Origin of the sequence: Flammeovirga pectinis (assembly GCF_003970675.1) — a bacterium.
Classification (GTDB): Bacteria; Bacteroidota; Bacteroidia; order Cytophagales; family Flammeovirgaceae; genus Flammeovirga; species Flammeovirga pectinis.
In genome coordinates, this window is record NZ_CP034562.1 from 3447835 (window position 1) to 3465000 (window position 17166).

Below are 17166 nucleotides of genomic sequence, written 5' to 3' on the forward strand. Positions count from 1 at the left end.
CTTACACGTTAAATTGTTCAATCAAAATTCTTTCCTCTAAGGATTGATCTTGATCAAATAGTAGATGTCTTAAATCACTTTTATCCTGCCATACCTTTGCTTTTACAACATTCTTCACTTCTTTAGAATCTGCTGCTGCACCAATAGGTCTTTTAACAGGGTCAAGGTTTGTAATTTCGATCGTAACGTCATCTGGTAATAAGGCTCCCTTCCATCTTCGTGGTCTAAATGGAGAAACTGGAGTTAATGCTAATAGATTTGCATTTAATGGAATAATAGGACCATGAGCTGAAAAATTATAAGCTGTACTTCCTGCAGGAGTAGATACTAAAACACCATCTGCATTTAAAGTTTCTAGCATTGTTTTTCCGTTAACGTCAATTTTTAAGTTTGCACTCTGACCCGAATAACGAATTACAGAAACTTCATTGTAGGCTTTATAATGGTGGTGTTCTCCCTCTACATCTTCTATATCTACAGAAATTGGACAAAGATGTACATCTTTAGAATGGTTAATACGCTCTAAAAGATCAACATCTTCTTTATATTCATTCAATAGGAAACCTAATGTTCCTCTGTTCATCCCAAAAATTGGTGTTTTTAAATGAGGATAAGTATGGAGTGTTTGTAATAAAAAACCATCACCTCCTAAAGCAACAATTACATCTGCTTCATCCACTGAATGGTTCTCGTATTTATCAATAAGTAAATTATATGCCTCTTCACTTTTTGGGCTTCCAGATTTTACAAAAGCTAATTTTTGATATTTCATGATAATAATAAGTTCATCGAATAATTAAAAAATGGTAGGAATGCTACCTCGGTAACATTCCTACATATGCGTTTACTCTACTACCTCATCTTCTAATTTCATTCCCGGAAGGAAGAAACTAAGTAGTAAAGAGATTACGGTGAAAATGCTAATGATATTCATAGTTTTAACGAATGCTTTTTCAGCTGAATCATTTACTATGTTTTGGTAAGCATCTTTGGTATTTTCTGGTAATTGCTCTTGTACCCAAACTTTTTCTTGTTCAGGAGTAATTTCCATAAATGTATTTTCTAATTCAATTACAATTTCTTCTTTTTGTTCTTCTTTTAATGACAAGCCTTCTGTTGCTTCATACCCATCAACCATAAAAGAATACACAGAACCGAAAAGAATAGAACCTGCAAAGGCAATCGCAAAACCCTGCCCGATAATTTCTTTTAATGTTTCTGATAACCCAGAAGCCTCTCCATTTTGTTCTGGTGTTACCTTAATCATGGTCACTGTAGCAATTTGAGCCATTACCAACCCACAACCAATACCAAACAAAACAGAACCTCCTAAAGTTGTCATAGGTGTCATGTCTACTGAAATTTGTTGTCCTAATACATAAGAACCTCCTAAAATCAGTACAAAACCTGCAATAATTATCCATTTTGGAGCAATCTTTTTTCCTAAACCTGGAGTGAAGAATGAAATGATAGCTACACCTAATGAGATAGGTAGAGTTGTTAATGCAGTATCAAAAGAATCTAGACCTGCTGCAGATTGCACAAATACTGAAACGGCAAATAATACTGCTGCAAACAAGAAATATAATAATGCTTGTACAATCATTCCTACAGTAAAAGGAATGTTAGAAAGGATAGATGCATTTAATAATGGTGTTTCTCCTTTTGCTGCTAAAGCATTTCCTCTTTTAAAGAATACTACCAATAAAACAGTTGCTAAAACATATAAAATTGGCACTATTGATAAGCCTCCTAATGGAATTACCGTTCCTGCAATTTCAAAAGGTCTTTTCTCTGTTAACCATCCATACTCAGAAGCCATTGTTGTTGCAATTAAGAACATACCAAAAGCGACAACAGACATTATTACTGAAGGAATATCAATCTTAATGGTATCATCTTTTTCTGTTTCTGGTAATGTAAATGCACTAATTACTGTAAGAACACCAAATGCAGGCGACAAACCTAAGGCCACTCTCCAAGAAACCACACTTGCTAAATAGCCTACAACTACTGGTGCTACAGCTGATATTACCATCAAAATTGCTCCGTAAATACCAAAAGCTGTTGCTCTCTGAGAACCTTCATAGAAGTACATTATTAGAGCAATTGAGGTAGGAATAACCATCACCATTCCAAAAGGCCAAATTACAGCCCACGCAATACTAAATATTGTAGAGTTTGGTGCTAAAACTACTATTGTTAAACCAATAGTGTATATGATAGATCCTATTAAGAATACTTTTTTCTTTCCAATTTTATCTCCTAATCTGCCTGCTGTAACCATTAATGTACCCGCTATTAAAGAAGCAGAAACAATTACCATTTGTAAACCTGATACAGACCAATTTAAATCTTGTACAATTGGTCCAATCAATACATTAATACTAAATGATGTAATGTACATCATCACCATCGATAAGATGATTACGATTAATGGTTTCCAATTCATTTTTTCTTGTGTACTCATTGTTTAGTTTATTTTTATGGTGTCACAATTTCTTTTTTTCTTTTTTCGTAAAACTCAGAAGTTTGATCTATCCAAGTTCTTAAGTAGGGACGAAAAGCTTCTAACATCTCTGCAGTACGATCTGGACTTTCCCAAGCCTCATTATCGTTGCGTTGATATTTCATTTCTTTTACCACTTCCATTCTTTCTATTAATCGATCTATAATTTCTGGAGCTTTCTCTTTTGACCAAGTTGGCTGACCATCTACCTCTACATAAATCGGTGAAGTATGTGCTTGTATTCTTTTTGTGAATTCACTTTGGAAGACAATATCATGTGCCTTTTCTCCATGAACTTTTATTGCTATCCAAGCACTTTCATTCATTGGTAATTCCAAATCAATTTCTATTTCTTCTTGTCCTTTTTCTAGTTTGACTTCTTTCACTACATCACCATTTACAATAATGCTAGCGTATTTTAAAAGATCCCAGCTAGGAACAATATATCCTTTTGCTTTTATCTGAATCGTTTCTCCTTTCTTTACTTGAACAGTCGCACCTATATCATTTCCATTTACAGTAAAGTCTATCATCGGACCGTTTGATGCAAATGATTTCCCTTCTGCCAAACCTTTATTCCAAGCATCTGGAGTAAATTCCCCATCAACTTTTACATATGTTCTTACCGATCCTGGTAAAGACATATAAGGCCAATCTGATCCTGCTGCTGCAGCTAATTTGAAACCTAAGTTTAGAAATGCATACCAATCGTTTAGGTTTAAAGAATGATATTGGAATATCTCAACAAAATCCACTTCGTCTTCTGGAGCCAACATTGCTAATGCAATATTCTGTTGAAATTGAGCGAAATCCATGTGTGCTACACCAAATACTCCTCCTTGTTTATGTACCTCTTTTGATACTTTATCGTAGTGAAAATAATCGTTTGGATAACGTACAAATTCATCTTGTCCCATTGCTAAAACATGTCCCAAAAAGTCCGTTCTAGGATCTTCTTGACCTGAAGCGATGTAATAATCTTTTTCTTTATACTGACCATCTTTACCCCAAGCATATTGATCGAAATGTGTCGTTACTGAATTACCTAAAGCATACAACCAATGCATGTGTAAATCTGCAGCTCTCGCATGGGCCATTTGATTAGCATTTACAGACGAATTTCTACGCGAAAAGTGATTGTGAACATCTCCAGAATACCATCCTTTTGAAGGCATATCAATTACATGGTCCATTGTAATATTGATGTTATTATCTTGGTCGGCTTTAATCTCAATTTCTTTTGATAGAATTGGATATTCAGGTCCTTTCATTACTACTAATGTATATTTCCCAGCAGGTATATTGGCTTGGTATAAACCATCTACATACATAGAGTAATGATTATCATTAGGCCAATTAATTTGATCTAACTCCTCGCGTATTTCTACCGAACGAACCATAGTTTCAAAGAACTGTAACTCAATAGCACTTTCTGTTGGAAGAGGCATTCTTCCAGATGCATCATACAATCCAATTTGTGCCGCTACACGTTCTTTCGATTTCTTTTCAATTAGGTTTAATTGAAGTTTACCCGTCTTATTTAAAGGTTTTGAACTTCCTATTTTCTCAAATTTAATAGCACGAATAAATAATAACTTACTCGACATATCTAAACCACTTGAAATAGCAAAATCTGTTTTACCATATCCTCTGTTGGCAAATCGAGCTCTATCTAAAATAAATTCAAATGTCTGATATCCTTCTTTACCTTCCTCAATATCTATTTTATGTACAGCATTTACACCACCATTTCTATCATATGCATAATAGAACTCACTAAGGTTACTTACATCTAATTCTACCGTTACTTTAATTTGCTGATCTACATCAAAAACAAACGTATCATCAATACCAAAACCCAAAGCAATTCCAAATAAGATATTCTGATCTCCTTCTTCTTTTACACCTGCTCTAGAAGGGTCATTATCTACTCTTAATCCCATTGTTTGGAAAACACCTGTAGCAATCACTCTATCAACTTGACTTGTATGCCAATCTAATTCAAAAGTTCCTGAAGCATTATCAGGCTGGTGAGCTAATAAAGGCAATGCCAGTAGCCAACATAAACTTAGTAGTAGTATTTTTTTCATTCTCTTCTTAGTAGTAATCAAATAGAGAGGTTATTATAGGTACCAATCACTCAGAACCGAAGTCCTGAGTAATTAATAATTTCATCTAAATATTCTTTGCTTAGATATCTTTCAATCTTTCTGGAACAACATGTCTTGAGAATACTTCATCTTGTGTTTCCGGTGTTTTTACCCACTCCACTGTATCTCCTGTTACTAACACCATACCCGGACGAGGTAAAGCATTAAAGTTACATGTATAAGGTTCAATGTATGATCCTGTATTTAGGAATGCCAATGTATCACCTTTCTCTAATTGAGGCATCTTATGTTGTTCTGCTAAACAATCGTAGTTACAAGTAATACCTACAACGTCTACTGGAGTATCGTATTCTTTGTCAGCTTTATTACAAGCTACTAAATCAAATGGAGGAACTACATTTAAACCACCAACACTTAAGAAAGTCTCCGAAGTATCTGTTTCAGCCCATTGGTAATCCATACCATTTGCTGTCTCATGTTTCATGTTATGTACTTTAAATAAGTGAATACCACTCTCATTGTACATTGCACGACCTGGCTCAATTTCTAAGATTACTCCATCAGAAGAAAGACCAATTGCTTTCATTCCATTTCTGAAAGTTTCAGTAATCACTTTTGCGAAATCTTCCATATGAGGTGTTTCGTAATCTGTTACTGCCACTCTAGATTCTTTATCCATATCAGAAGGAAAACCACCACCCACAGAAACAATTGCTGGTGACCAGTTATTACCTACTCCATCATGAATTTCTTTGATCATGTCTACAATCGACTGTACTAAGGATTGCCAGAAAATAGGTTTTTTAGAATGACGGCCAGCATGCGTATGTACACCTACTAGTTTTACATTTGGGCAATCTGCAAACTGAGGTAACATTTCTCTTACTTCAGATGTAGGAATACCGTATTTTACAGTTTGTGTCATCTCACGAATCAAACGAGCTGGGAAGAAATCTGAAGGCTCATCAAGATCAGCCATATAAGGCTTAATACGTAACATAACGTGTGCTTCTTTTCCTAACTCTTTTGCAATTCTTTGGCACACCCCTAACTCATCTTTATTATCTAAGACAATGTGGATTCCTAAATCAATTGCTTTACGAATAATATCATCCGACTTAATTGAACCATTCACAGCGATATCTTCGTAAGGAACACCACCTCTAATTGCTGTTTCCAATTCACCAGCCCCAAAAGTATCACAGCCACAACCTGCTTTTGTTAACACTCTTCTAATAGCAACTGTAGGGTTTGCCTTTACAGCAGCCATTACACGAATACGTCCTTCTGGATAGAATTCCTGAAATGTATTTTGAAACGCTAAATAGTTTTTTACTAAAATATTTTCAGAAACCACGAATAATGGTGTACCAAATTTTTCTGCAATTTCTACAGTATTTACGTCTTCGATGTATAAATCGCCATCCTTAACGCTTAACAACGGGTTCATTTTGATATCGCTCATGATCTAATTTTTTATTTATATTTTTTTGACTGATTATAGAAATACCACACAACCTAATCGAACTGTATGATCTTCATCTTCAAACACACCTCTATAAAACACACTTGTTTGTAGTTTTGGTGTAATTGCATATTGTGCAAAAACCTCTTGTATATATCGGTCTTGTCTTGTTTTCGTTAAATTACTCGCTGTATAGATTGGAGTAACTTGCATAAAGAATTTTTCGCTGAAAATAATTGGTGTAATTACCTGAAAAGAAATTCCATGTTGTGCTTCTTTAAATTCTGTTGGAATTTGATCTGCTGTAGGTACCGATGTATATTGGTAAGAAAGAATTGGAAAAGCTTGAATCCAATCTGCTATCATTAAACCTGCTGTTACACCGGGCTGCACCAACCACGAACTTGTTCCTAATCCATTTTCAAAGCTTCCTGTTGGTGCAAATACATCTACAGATGGACCAAATGCACCAAAGAATTTATCGTAATTTTTATAAGGAAGATAAAAGTATCTTGCTCTAAAATCTCCTAAACCAAACTTTTCTGTTTGATCATTATACATTAAAGGAATTTCTGCTAGTATTAAATGAGCTTCTGAAGGTGAATAAATAATCTCGGCTCGGTAGCCCATTACATTACCACCTGACTTTCTACTGTTATACTCCAATTGGTTATTTATTTGAGTATAAAAGTTAGTTGGTTTTGAAGCATCAATTTCTTCGTCTTGTGCAAATGTGATTGATGAAATTAGTAGTAATAAACAGATGAATAAAATTTTCATTTTAATGAGTTATTAAGTTGATTTAACTCTAACTTTTGATAAGATTAAATTTGCTATTGGTACCAAAGTAACCATCCCAATTACCCAGATTTCAAAACCTATATAAGATAAACCTATACAAGCTATTGCTGCAATTGGATCCGCTAGGATTTCGTTAGATAAAATCCTGATTCTTTTAGTGTTTATTTCCTCCTTTAGAAGGTTGTGTTTTCTAGCATGTTGCACTTTCCAAAACGAAAAAACACCTAATAAACCCCAAACAGCACTAAAAACAGCTCTAAAATGTGGGTTACCTGATGTAAACTCTATGTTCATCTCAAAATAAGGATACAAACAGAGTAAAAAGAAGTAACCAAATGTGATCAATATTTGATTTAAGTTTGTCGATTTCATTGCATGGTGCACTTCGAAAAATTTAAACCAATGGATTACTAAAATTAGAAAACCAGTAATGTAAGGTATGATAGGTTTATCCCAAATCATTTGAGTATCCATTACTTTATCTCCATCAACAATCTCGGTTTCTACATCAAAAATAACTAGTCCCAATACAGGTGTTGTCATGCTAATAGCAAAGAGTAACATCCCTAATTGACCGATATATTTTAAGAAATAGGTATAGTCTCTAGATTCTTGCATAATTTGTTAAGAAAGGATAACTAACAGCCCATACCGAAATATGGGCTGTTAGAATTTTCTATAAACCTGGTGCCATACCACCGTGAACCGGCAATACAATACCTGTGATATAACTTGCTGCTGGAGATGCTAAGTAAACAATTGCTTCTGCAATTTCACTTGGTTCAGCTGGACGACCTAAAGGAATACCCGCATTTTCTTTTGCAGCTGCTTCTTCCACTGAACAACCTTCTGCTTCTGCAATCGCTTTGTAAGCTTCTTGTAACATATCAGTATTGATAGCACCTGGAGCAACAACATTTGCTCGAATACCTTTTGAAGCTTGCTCAATAGCCAATACTTTTGTAGCACCTACTAAAGCGTGTTTTGTAGCAACATAAGGATAAGGCATTCCCATACCTGCAGCTATACCAGCCGTTGAAGCAACATTTACGATCGCTCCTCCACCTGATTTTTCCATAGCAGGAATAGCTCCTTTACATACAGCCATTGCTCCTTTTACATTTACGGCATAATTCGCATCCCAATCTTTATCCGTATTTTCATCCAATAAAGCAGAACCAAAACCAACACCTGCATTGTTTACTACGATATCTAAAGATCCGTAAGCATCCAATACTTGTTGTATTGCTGAATCAACTTGTGCAGCGTCAGAAACATCTACTAAAACACCCATTGCTTCACCACCTTTGGCTTTAATATCAGCAACATTTGCTTCCATCCCTTCTTTAGAACTATTACGGCCAGTTAAAACCACTTTAGCTCCAAGCTCTGCTAATTTCTCAGCAATTGCTCTACCTAAACCTTTTGTTTTTGTAGCTCCAGTTACAAGAGCTACTTTATTTTCTAGAAGTTGCATATTTTATATTTTTCACGTGGGAGGTGCTACAGTATAACATCTCCCACGATATATTTTTAATTATTTATTTATTTATTTCTTTGCGCTTCCCAATCAGCTCTTAAGCTTTCTTCAGTCATGCCATAACGACCTGCTTGCGTTTTGAAGAATGGCTCCCAGTGAGAATCCAATACTTCTACAATCTCCTCATCTTTAATGATTGATTCATACCCTCTAGCACCTGGCATACCTGGCTTTCTCTGACCCGGACGAGCAGGAGAATCCTCGATTGCTTGTGCAAAACGATCTGATTTCGCTAAAACATCACCTAAAGGACCAAAAACAGAAGGATCAATACAGATAAAGTAAGATCCACCTACTGAAGTTCCATTTGCAGTGCCATCAACAATATCACCTAAAGAAGGAACCTCTGGTGTAATTGTAGCACCTGGGTTAATAATTCCTGAAAGTAATTCGTTGAATAAGTTCAACATATATACTCTTGGGTTAGACAGTTGTTGGAAAGCGGATTGATTGTAAACACGACCATAACCTTCAATTGGCTCAGCATAAGGAGCTAAATCATTTGATGTTTCTCCTGTTTTAGGATCAATCACATAATCACCTTTCAACTTAGTCCCTTGAAGAACTGCCTGTGCTGTATCAGCATCATACCACTCACAAAGTTTAGTTGACATCCATACTGGAGGCTTATCACCTGCAGGACCAATACCATCAAAAGGAGGAACTGCAATTGTATTTGACATACCACCTAACGGAGCACACATCGGTACTGAGTTATTTGAAGTTAATGCTACACAACCTGCTTGAGACGCTCTCCACGTATAAGAACCAAAAGAACCTGCATCGTTATGATTATGACCAAAAACAATAGCAATACCATGCTTCTTTGCTTTTTCAATAGCTAAATCAGCCATCTTAGTCAAAGTCCAATAACCTGAAGATTTTTTACCATCAAATGATGCCCAAGTATCACCTTCGCCTACAATTTCTGGTTCAGCTTTTATATCTAAAAGGTCCATTTGATGCATGATATCAATTGCTTCATACACTCCTAAACCTTGATTTAATTTACCTTGACGGATACCCAACATTAACGCATCTGCTACAGCATCTCCATGCTCTTCTGATGCACCTGCTGCCATCCAAGTTCTTTTTAATGCGTAGCGTAAGAAATCTGCATTTGTCGATTTTGTTTTTCCTGCTGCTCCCATTGTTATATTTTTTTAATTGTCAGATTATTTTTTTGTAGGGACGTAGCATTGCTACGTCCATTAATTATATTTTTAAATAGATTTGATCTACTCAGCTGCTAACGTATTGTAAGCATCCATACTGAAACCAGCCGTAAAACCACCATCAACACCAATTACTTGACCGTTTACAAAGTCACAATCTTTAGCAGATAAGAAATGGATTAATGAAGCAACTTCTTCTGGCTCAGCAATACGACCTAACGGTACTGCTTTATGTTCCATACGTAATTGAGGCTGACCATCTTCTGTGTTGGCCATAGGTGTATTTACTGAAGTAGGAGCAATAACATTTACACGAATTCTACGATCACCTAATTCGATAGCTGCTGTTTTTGTAATACCCACTACAGCCCATTTACTTGCTACATAAGGAGCTAAATATGCTACCCCTTGAACGGCTGCTGCTGAAGCTACATTGACAATACGGCCACCATCATTCATTAATGGCACACCGAATTTAATACCGTGTACAACACCTTTAGTATTGATACCAAAGTTCTTGTCAAAGTTGTCTAAATCAGTATCCATAATGGTTTCATAACCAAAATTTGCACCTGCATTATTTACGATGATATCTATTTTACCATAAGTATCTACGGTTGTTTTCATCATATTTTGAACAGATTCAGGATTACCAACATCACACTGTACGAAAGTAGCTCCAATTTTCTCAGCAATCTCAGTACCGTCTTTACGACCAGAGATCACTACTTTCGCTCCTGCTTCAATAAAGCGTTCAGCTGATTTTAACCCAATGCCTGATGTACCACCAGTAATTACTGCAACTTGCCCTGCTAATGAAAAGAAATTTGCCATTATAGTATTTGTTTAAAGTCTAAAGTTGATTGATTAAAGTGTCACGTTACCCAAAGACATATCCCAAACAGTTGGGTTATCTACTCCACCGTTACGTCTCTTAGCACATTCAGCTAACCAGATTAATAATTTCCAGCTTAAGCCTGCAGCACAGTAACCAAATGTTTTTGCAGGGTCATTTTGAGGAGCATATTCTGCTACATCAGCACCTACAAGATTTACTTTACCAGATAAACGTACTTCTCTTAGTACATCCCAACACCAGTTTAAATCTAAACCAAATGGTTCTACTGCAGAAGACGCAGAGTTATAAACAGGATCAAGTGCATCCAAATCAAACGTTAAGTAAGTTGGACCATCACCTACACGATCTATAATTTGTTGTGCTATAACTTTAGGATCTTCTCTACGGCACTCATCAGCTGTTAAGTATTTCACACCGAAGTTATCTGCATGTCCACCTACTAAACCAGTCATTCTACCACGAATACCCATTGTAATCATTCTGTCAGCATCAATATGACCTTCTGCCATGTTACGAGTAAACATTGCACCTGAATGATATGGATAAGGAAAATCTGCATAAGTCACTAAATCAAAGTGTGCATCGAAGTGAATTACACTTAAAGGACCATGTACCTCTGCTAATTTTGCAATTGGAATATATGAGATGGTATGATCTCCGCCCCAAGAGAAAGTAGAACACTTATTCTTTACAACAATATCATCAAAATGAGATAGACAAGTTTCTACTTCAGCAGAAAGATCAAACTGACCATAAGTATCAATTGTACCGTAATCTATAATATTCGCCCAGTCAAATGGAATATCAAATTTACCATCTACCCAAGGTTCTGTTGTTCCCATGAAGTTTTTAGAAAGTTCACGTAATACTTTAGGACCGTATTTATGAGAAGCATTCATTGGTGCTGACTTCTCTAAAGGAAGACCTACAACTACAATATCTGCATTTTCTAATTCCTGAGAAAAAGGAGCCATAAAAGCACCTAAGTAATCTTTATTTAAGTTAGAAAGGAATTCAATACCTTTTCCGCCACCCATTGATTTCACTCTAGTTAAATGGTTCACCACATCTGGGTGGATACCATCTGTACTTCTAGAGTTTTCATAAAGATCTTTGTACTTAGCTAATTTTTCTTTGTCTAACGCAGGGTACTTTTTAATATCTTTTTTCATGATTGTATTTTATAATTTGTAGTAATGAATTTTTAAAACGTAGTAATGTTTGAACGAAGTAGTAATAAGCTATTCAAACGATTGAATTAATGTATTGTAATTTAAAAACAGTCGCTTTTAAGCGGCTGCAAATTAGAATACGACATTACGGAAAAGAAAGTTTCACTCTAGGGGTTAAATTGTTTGTGAATAACATTTAATGATTTGATTTGGTTATTTTGATAGGATTAGGTTATGATATCTAGTATCATATAATTGTATGCAATATTAATAACAAACATTTACTAACAAGAGTGATTTGGAAATTAAAACTTAATCACACTATAAATATCTAATTATCAGTATTTTAATTGACAAAATAGTAAAATTAAAGTGCTGTTTTTTCGTGAAATATCACTTTTGTGAAGTTTTTAACAGTAACTAATCTGCTAATTTTTGGTTTTAGCTATTGATAATTTTTTCATTTTTGAACGTAAAGTGGCCTCATTAATTCCTAGGTATTCAGAAGCACTATTTTTTCCACTCACTTTCCACTTTGATAAGTTCAGTATATCTATTATATATTTTCGTTCAAACTCTTCTAATGATAAAATTTCTCTATTCTTTTTTTCCTTTTCCTTTTTGTATTCTTCAAAACCTGTCAGTTTCAGCGTTTTTCCTTTGGAGGTAAGTACAGCTTTCTGTAAAACCAATCGGAACTCTTTTATATTTCCAGGCCAATTATAAGACTGTAGTTTTTTTATTGAGGCTATAGATATCGAGAGTTTATCAATATTGTTTCTTTTACAAAATTGGGTAACAAAAATATCGGTTAAATAAGGGATATCAGATAATCTGTTTTGTAACTCAGGAATATGTATATTATAAATACTCAAGTATTGATATAACTCTAAATTAAAACTTCTTTCTCTAACAAGCTGCTTTAAATCTTTTGTTGTAGTTACAATGAATTTTATATCATGCATTAAACGTTCGCTATCTTTTTCTTTTAAGAGAGATAATAAATGTTCTTGATCTGCTCCCGACATATTTTCTATATCTGAAATAATTAGTGTTCCATTATTCACTACATCTAAAATACTTCTATTACCTCCTTGGCTGTAAGAGCTACTATCATAATACTGCGTCTGAAAAATTGATTTGATAGACTGATGGCAGTTGTAAACAATGTTAGGTTTATTAGCTCTACTACTTGATTTTATAATTAAATCTGCAACGTATTTCTTACCAGTCCCATTAGCTCCCTCAATAAGTACTGTACTTTTATAATTTGCTATTCTTTTAACCTCTTCTTCAATACTAGATGCAAAACTTCCTACAAATAACTCATTCGGTTTGTTATTATTTTGAGAGGCTACTTTTAAAATAGTATTTTCTTGTTCGAGTTCGTTTGTCAATTTACTTAGCTCTATTAACGTAGACTTTAACTTCTTTTGCTCTCTCTTTCTTTCTGTGATATCATACCCTATTATATAGGACTGCAAGTTTTCTGTGGTGTTTAAAGTAATAATAGAAGATTTAATATATTTCTTAGGTTTATCATTTGTATGAAAAATAGTTAAGTCACTAGTAGTATCTTCAGATTCAAGAGTTAATAAAGATGAGAGTTGTTTTTTCACTACCTCTTTCCCGAAAATTTCTATTGCATAGTTATTTATAAAATTGATATTTTTTTTCTCATCAAAACCTATTACATACAATCGTATATCTTGAATTAATTTATTAAAATTTTGAGAGAGAACTAAGAATTTTTCTTTATCCTTATTTCCTTTGTAGATATCACTAATCAAATCAAGATTAAAAAGTAATATTGAAAATATGATTGTATATTCTGATATATAAACTGAGTTCTCAATAATTTCTTTATCTATTAATACATCATAAATATTACCTATTAAAAATAAAATAATTACATAAAATTGAATTTGATATCGAAAACTAGACTTCTTACTATCAGAACCTATGAGCATCCAAATAAAGTAGGCTATACCACTTCCATAAAAAATTAATATCGAATAATTATACCATTCAGACACTGTTCCTGAGAGAATATAGTAACTCTCATTACTGAAAAACATATATTCTCTTACATTATAGCCTCCATCAAATACAAAATTTTTATTCTGAATTATAACTACAATCACAATAATAGCGGTTATTGTAGTTATTATTATGAAAGGTATCGTCCCTTTTTTCTTATTCAAAAAATAGATAAGGAAAAATATAGCTTCCATTAATAACATATAGATTAATACAACAGCAAAAAATATACTTCGGTATTTATCTACATCAGTTTCTTGATGCATTATTGTAGAAGTGAGAATAAACAAACTCGATAGCATACAAATTCCACTATAAATTAATTGTATCTTATCTTTTCGAGATAACATATAATTTAGTATATACAGAAATGATAGGGTTATAAATATACCTGATTGAATAGAATTAAATGTTGTAATGATTCCCATTATACGATATATATTGAATGCATTTTCAATTGGAAAAATAGAAACTAATTTACCCTGAAAAATCCTTTAGCTATGATAATTTCATAAAAATAATCTAATAAAAGTAAATAGATTAATTAAAACACAACTTAAAAACTAATCAATCGTTCGATTTTTTATATATAAACTTTATACCACCCTAATTTATTCAATATGTTGTGTAAAATAAAACTTAAAAATTCACCAGATTTTGTGTTGATTTCTAATCAAACGTTTGAGTATTTAGAAGTGAATAATTATTTAAAAGAAATTCAATTACTCAATAACTTAAGAAAGCATGTAAGTGGATATATTTTCTTTCAGAAGAATTACCCACTTAATAATGGAAAATATAAAAACGTTACTATCTATTTACATAAGCTAATTGCTGAAAGTTTTGTAGAAAAACCCTTAAGTAGTAAAAGGTTGTTTGTTCGCATTAAAAATGGCGATCCCTTAGATTGTAGAGAATCAAATTTAGAATGGGTTACTATGGCAGAATTAAGAAGACATCAATCACATAGAAATAGAACTGGTTTTAGAGGAGTTGTGCAAGTAAGTAAATCGAGCTATAGAGCTGTTTTATACTCAAAAGGCATTCGTCATAACTTAGGTTTATATCCAACAGCAGAAGCTGCAGCAAGAGCTTATAACCTAAAATCTGAAGAACTATTTGGAACAACTAGAGGTCTTAACCGAATTCATTCTTCGTTAAAATAACCACTAAAATTTATAATTATGTATTCCTTTACAATTGTATTATTTATTCTTATTGTTGTCCTCTCGATAACTCATACTATATTAAATAATGAACACACTCAATTAAGTTTTTTTCAGTTGGTACTTTCAGAAATTGTTAGAAAATCTATTGTACTAAACTTTATTTTGGGAGTGGCAATATTTAATTTCTTCCTTATTATATTTTTGGAAAGAATTTTTCCAGCTTTCCAGACTATTAATATTCGTGTTCTACTATACCCCTTTATTCAATCGTTCATAGTTAATGGCATATGTTTACCGATTTTAAGTATAATTTTGGGTATTGGAGTTACCAAAAGAATATCTCAATTTTAATAAAAAAGAGGTTGTTCTATCTAATTACTTGATAGAATAACCTCTTTTTATATGTTTTTAAAATAGATAAGTTTAATTGAAAACTGTTTTCCAATCACCATCAATTCTAATTACTTTAAAGTTATTTTCTTTACATTCTTTAATGTACTCTTCTGGTTTATCGTATTCTCCAGAAGCTTTATCATTATGCAAAACTATAAATCCACCTTTCTTGGCATATTCTAACATTGCATAATCTCCATCTGAATTACCAAAAGCAAACATAGGTCTTAAACCTGCTTCTCTTAAGTTTTCAACCTTACCTTCTTTATCGTTTAACCTCACTTTAAAATTAGTACCGATTACATCGTCAAATATCGGAAAAGCGGTATTCATTGCTACAGTACCAAAATAATCTTCTGATGCTGTACATAAAATCACTTTAAATTGATTTTTCTTTAGAAACTCAACAAGTTCTACCATTGGTTGATAAACTTTTGATTTATGAGTTGTAAAGAAATCATCTACATATTCTTTATATTTTTCATCTTTTGCTAAAGCTAATAATGCTTTCACTAAATCATCCTTTGATGCTATTTTTGCATCAGAATATTTTTGAGTAAATATAGCAATATCATAGGCTGGAGATTCTGATATCATCGTTCCATCCATATCAAATGTAGCTATTCTATTCTTCTTAGGAGCTTTCTCAATCATTTTGATCATTTCAGATCTCATCGGTTCTTTCCAACTCTTCAAATCTTGTGCAATAATGATGTTAGATATAAATACCACTGAAAGTGTCAACAGTAATGTGTAGATTTTTTTCATATTAATTTATAATAGATAGGTTATAATTCATTTCTAATCTTTAAAACGTTAGATATTAAACTAAGTTTCAAGACAAAATGTTAAGTTAATTTAAAACAATACCATAAGTTAAGAAAACTGTTGATAACTTATGAATTTACACAAAACAAGATCAATATTTTAGCTTTAACAGTAAAGTTATCAACATACAACTTGATGAGCATTTAAAAAGTCTTGTAAATTATAAAAAGTATAGCCACAAAAAAAGGTTAGTCAACATCTTGTGTTAACTAACCTTCTATATATAATGAATGTGGCGTCGACCTACTCTCCCGGGGGTTAACCCAGTACCATCAGCACTGTGGGGCTTAACTGCTCTGTTCGGAATGGAAAGAGGTGAACACCCACGTCATTGACACCATCAATATCTTAATGTCTTTGATCATCGAATCTAATCACTAATAGCAAACAACTCATCTAAATAAGTTATTTGACAGTGAAAAGGAAAAACTTTGCTAGCACTCTATCACTAGAGTGCTAACCGTAAAAGAAAAGCTATTGGGCGATTAGTACTTCTCAGCTGAATGTATCTCTACACGTACACTTGAAGCCTATCAACGTCATAATCTATAACAACCCTTATATGGAAATCTCATCTCGAGGTGGGTTTCGCGCTTAGATGCTTTCAGCGCTTATCCGCTCCACACATAGGTACCCGGCGATGCTCCTGGCGGAACAACCGGTACGCCAGAGGTGTGTCCAACTCGGTCCTCTCGTACTAAAGTCAGAGCCTCTCAAATTTCCTACGCCCGCAACAGATAGAGACCGAACTGTCTCACGACGTTCTGAACCCAGCTCGCGTGCCACTTTAATGGGCGAACAGCCCAACCCTTGGGACCTTCTCCAGCCCCAGGACGTGACGAGCCGACATCGAGGTGCCAAACCTCCCCGTCGATATGAGCTCTTGGGGGAGATCAGCCTGTTATCCCCAGAGTACCTTTTATCCTTTGAGCGATGGCCCTTCCATGCGGTACCACCGGATCACTATGTCCCACTTTCGTGCCTGTTCGAAATGTCTCTCTCGCAGTCAGGCTCCCTTATGCCATTGCGCTCTTCCGACGATTGCCGACCGTCGTGAGGGAACCTTGGAAAGCCTCCGTTACTCTTTTGGAGGCGACCACCCCA

General features: G+C 34.1%; 13 protein-coding genes and 2 rRNA genes (1 of these 15 only partly in view). 1 reads left to right on the forward strand and 14 read right to left on the reverse strand.

Annotated elements, in window-relative coordinates:
• Nucleotide 1 precedes the first annotated feature (1 nt).
• The 11 genes from EI427_RS13825 to EI427_RS13875 all read right to left on the reverse strand — a co-directional run bounded on the left by EI427_RS13825 (nucleotide 2) and on the right by EI427_RS13875 (nucleotide 13938).
• Nucleotides 2–772, reverse strand: a complete 771-nt coding sequence (locus tag EI427_RS13825; protein WP_126615618.1) for an NAD kinase — start codon at nucleotides 770–772, stop codon at nucleotides 2–4.
• 72 nt (nucleotides 773–844) lie between these two features.
• Complete coding sequence (locus EI427_RS13830; RefSeq protein ID WP_126615620.1) at nucleotides 845–2470, reverse strand: MFS transporter; 1626 nt, start codon at nucleotides 2468–2470, stop codon at nucleotides 845–847.
• Nucleotides 2471–2484: 14 nt separating this feature from the next.
• A complete protein-coding gene (locus EI427_RS13835) occupies nucleotides 2485–4599 on the reverse strand; it encodes a CehA/McbA family metallohydrolase (RefSeq protein ID WP_126615621.1) in 2115 nt (704 codons plus the stop codon).
• Between the two features lie 100 nt (nucleotides 4600–4699).
• A complete protein-coding gene (locus EI427_RS13840; protein ID WP_126615623.1) occupies nucleotides 4700–6085 on the reverse strand; it encodes a diaminopimelate decarboxylase family protein in 1386 nt (461 codons plus the stop codon).
• 33 nt (nucleotides 6086–6118) lie between these two features.
• On the reverse strand, nucleotides 6119–6865 hold the full coding sequence (locus EI427_RS13845) for a hypothetical protein (protein ID WP_126615625.1): 747 nt from the start codon (nucleotides 6863–6865) through the stop codon (nucleotides 6119–6121).
• 12 nt (nucleotides 6866–6877) lie between these two features.
• Entirely contained in the window at nucleotides 6878–7504 is a 627-nt protein-coding gene (locus EI427_RS13850) for a TMEM175 family protein (RefSeq protein WP_126615627.1), read from the reverse strand.
• Between the two features lie 58 nt (nucleotides 7505–7562).
• The gene (locus EI427_RS13855; RefSeq protein WP_126615629.1) at nucleotides 7563–8363 is read right to left on the reverse strand and encodes an SDR family NAD(P)-dependent oxidoreductase; all 801 of its coding nucleotides are present in this window, start codon (nucleotides 8361–8363) and stop codon (nucleotides 7563–7565) included.
• A 68-nt stretch (nucleotides 8364–8431) separates the two neighbouring features.
• Entirely contained in the window at nucleotides 8432–9577 is a 1146-nt protein-coding gene (locus EI427_RS13860) for an Ldh family oxidoreductase (RefSeq protein WP_126615631.1), read from the reverse strand.
• 87 nt (nucleotides 9578–9664) lie between these two features.
• The gene (locus EI427_RS13865; RefSeq protein ID WP_126615633.1) at nucleotides 9665–10435 is read right to left on the reverse strand and encodes an SDR family NAD(P)-dependent oxidoreductase; all 771 of its coding nucleotides are present in this window, start codon (nucleotides 10433–10435) and stop codon (nucleotides 9665–9667) included.
• 33 nt (nucleotides 10436–10468) lie between these two features.
• Nucleotides 10469–11632 carry an arginase family protein gene (locus EI427_RS13870; protein ID WP_126615635.1) on the reverse strand — a complete coding sequence of 388 codons (1164 nt, stop codon included), beginning with the start codon at nucleotides 11630–11632 and terminating at the stop codon, nucleotides 10469–10471.
• A gap of 428 nt (nucleotides 11633–12060) precedes the next feature.
• The gene (locus EI427_RS13875; protein WP_170178468.1) at nucleotides 12061–13938 is read right to left on the reverse strand and encodes a sigma-54-dependent transcriptional regulator; all 1878 of its coding nucleotides are present in this window, start codon (nucleotides 13936–13938) and stop codon (nucleotides 12061–12063) included.
• 354 nt (nucleotides 13939–14292) lie between these two features.
• On the opposite strand from EI427_RS13875, the gene EI427_RS13880 reads away from it, so the two are divergent.
• A complete protein-coding gene (locus EI427_RS13880; RefSeq protein WP_126615639.1) occupies nucleotides 14293–14838 on the forward strand; it encodes a Pathogenesis-related transcriptional factor and ERF protein in 546 nt (181 codons plus the stop codon).
• A gap of 426 nt (nucleotides 14839–15264) precedes the next feature.
• On the opposite strand, the gene EI427_RS13885 is transcribed toward EI427_RS13880, so the two are convergent.
• The 3 genes from EI427_RS13885 to EI427_RS13895 form a co-directional block, all read right to left on the reverse strand.
• On the reverse strand, nucleotides 15265–16002 hold the full coding sequence (locus EI427_RS13885; RefSeq protein ID WP_126615641.1) for an HAD family hydrolase: 738 nt from the start codon (nucleotides 16000–16002) through the stop codon (nucleotides 15265–15267).
• A 290-nt stretch (nucleotides 16003–16292) separates the two neighbouring features.
• Nucleotides 16293–16404 (reverse strand): 5S ribosomal RNA (rrf, locus tag EI427_RS13890).
• A 123-nt stretch (nucleotides 16405–16527) separates the two neighbouring features.
• Nucleotides 16528–17166, reverse strand: a 23S ribosomal RNA gene (locus tag EI427_RS13895); it runs 2238 nt beyond the window's last position.

Excerpts from the sequence above, each read along its gene's own strand:
- EI427_RS13825 (WP_126615618.1), bottom strand. The coding sequence starts at position 772 with ATGAAATATCAAAAATTAGCTTTTGTAAAATCTGGAAGCCCAAAAAGT.
- EI427_RS13830 (WP_126615620.1), bottom strand. The coding sequence starts at position 2,470 with ATGAGTACACAAGAAAAAATGAATTGGAAACCATTAATCGTAATCATC.
- EI427_RS13835 (WP_126615621.1), bottom strand. The coding sequence starts at position 4,599 with ATGAAAAAAATACTACTACTAAGTTTATGTTGGCTACTGGCATTGCCT.
- EI427_RS13840 (WP_126615623.1), bottom strand. The coding sequence starts at position 6,085 with ATGAGCGATATCAAAATGAACCCGTTGTTAAGCGTTAAGGATGGCGAT.
- EI427_RS13845 (WP_126615625.1), bottom strand. The coding sequence starts at position 6,865 with ATGAAAATTTTATTCATCTGTTTATTACTACTAATTTCATCAATCACA.
- EI427_RS13850 (WP_126615627.1), bottom strand. The coding sequence starts at position 7,504 with ATGCAAGAATCTAGAGACTATACCTATTTCTTAAAATATATCGGTCAA.
- EI427_RS13855 (WP_126615629.1), bottom strand. The coding sequence starts at position 8,363 with ATGCAACTTCTAGAAAATAAAGTAGCTCTTGTAACTGGAGCTACAAAA.
- EI427_RS13860 (WP_126615631.1), bottom strand. The coding sequence starts at position 9,577 with ATGGGAGCAGCAGGAAAAACAAAATCGACAAATGCAGATTTCTTACGC.
- EI427_RS13865 (WP_126615633.1), bottom strand. The coding sequence starts at position 10,435 with ATGGCAAATTTCTTTTCATTAGCAGGGCAAGTTGCAGTAATTACTGGT.
- EI427_RS13870 (WP_126615635.1), bottom strand. The coding sequence starts at position 11,632 with ATGAAAAAAGATATTAAAAAGTACCCTGCGTTAGACAAAGAAAAATTA.
- EI427_RS13875 (WP_170178468.1), bottom strand. The coding sequence starts at position 13,938 with ATGCATCAAGAAACTGATGTAGATAAATACCGAAGTATATTTTTTGCT.
- EI427_RS13880 (WP_126615639.1), top strand. The coding sequence starts at position 14,293 with ATGTTGTGTAAAATAAAACTTAAAAATTCACCAGATTTTGTGTTGATT.
- EI427_RS13885 (WP_126615641.1), bottom strand. The coding sequence starts at position 16,002 with ATGAAAAAAATCTACACATTACTGTTGACACTTTCAGTGGTATTTATA.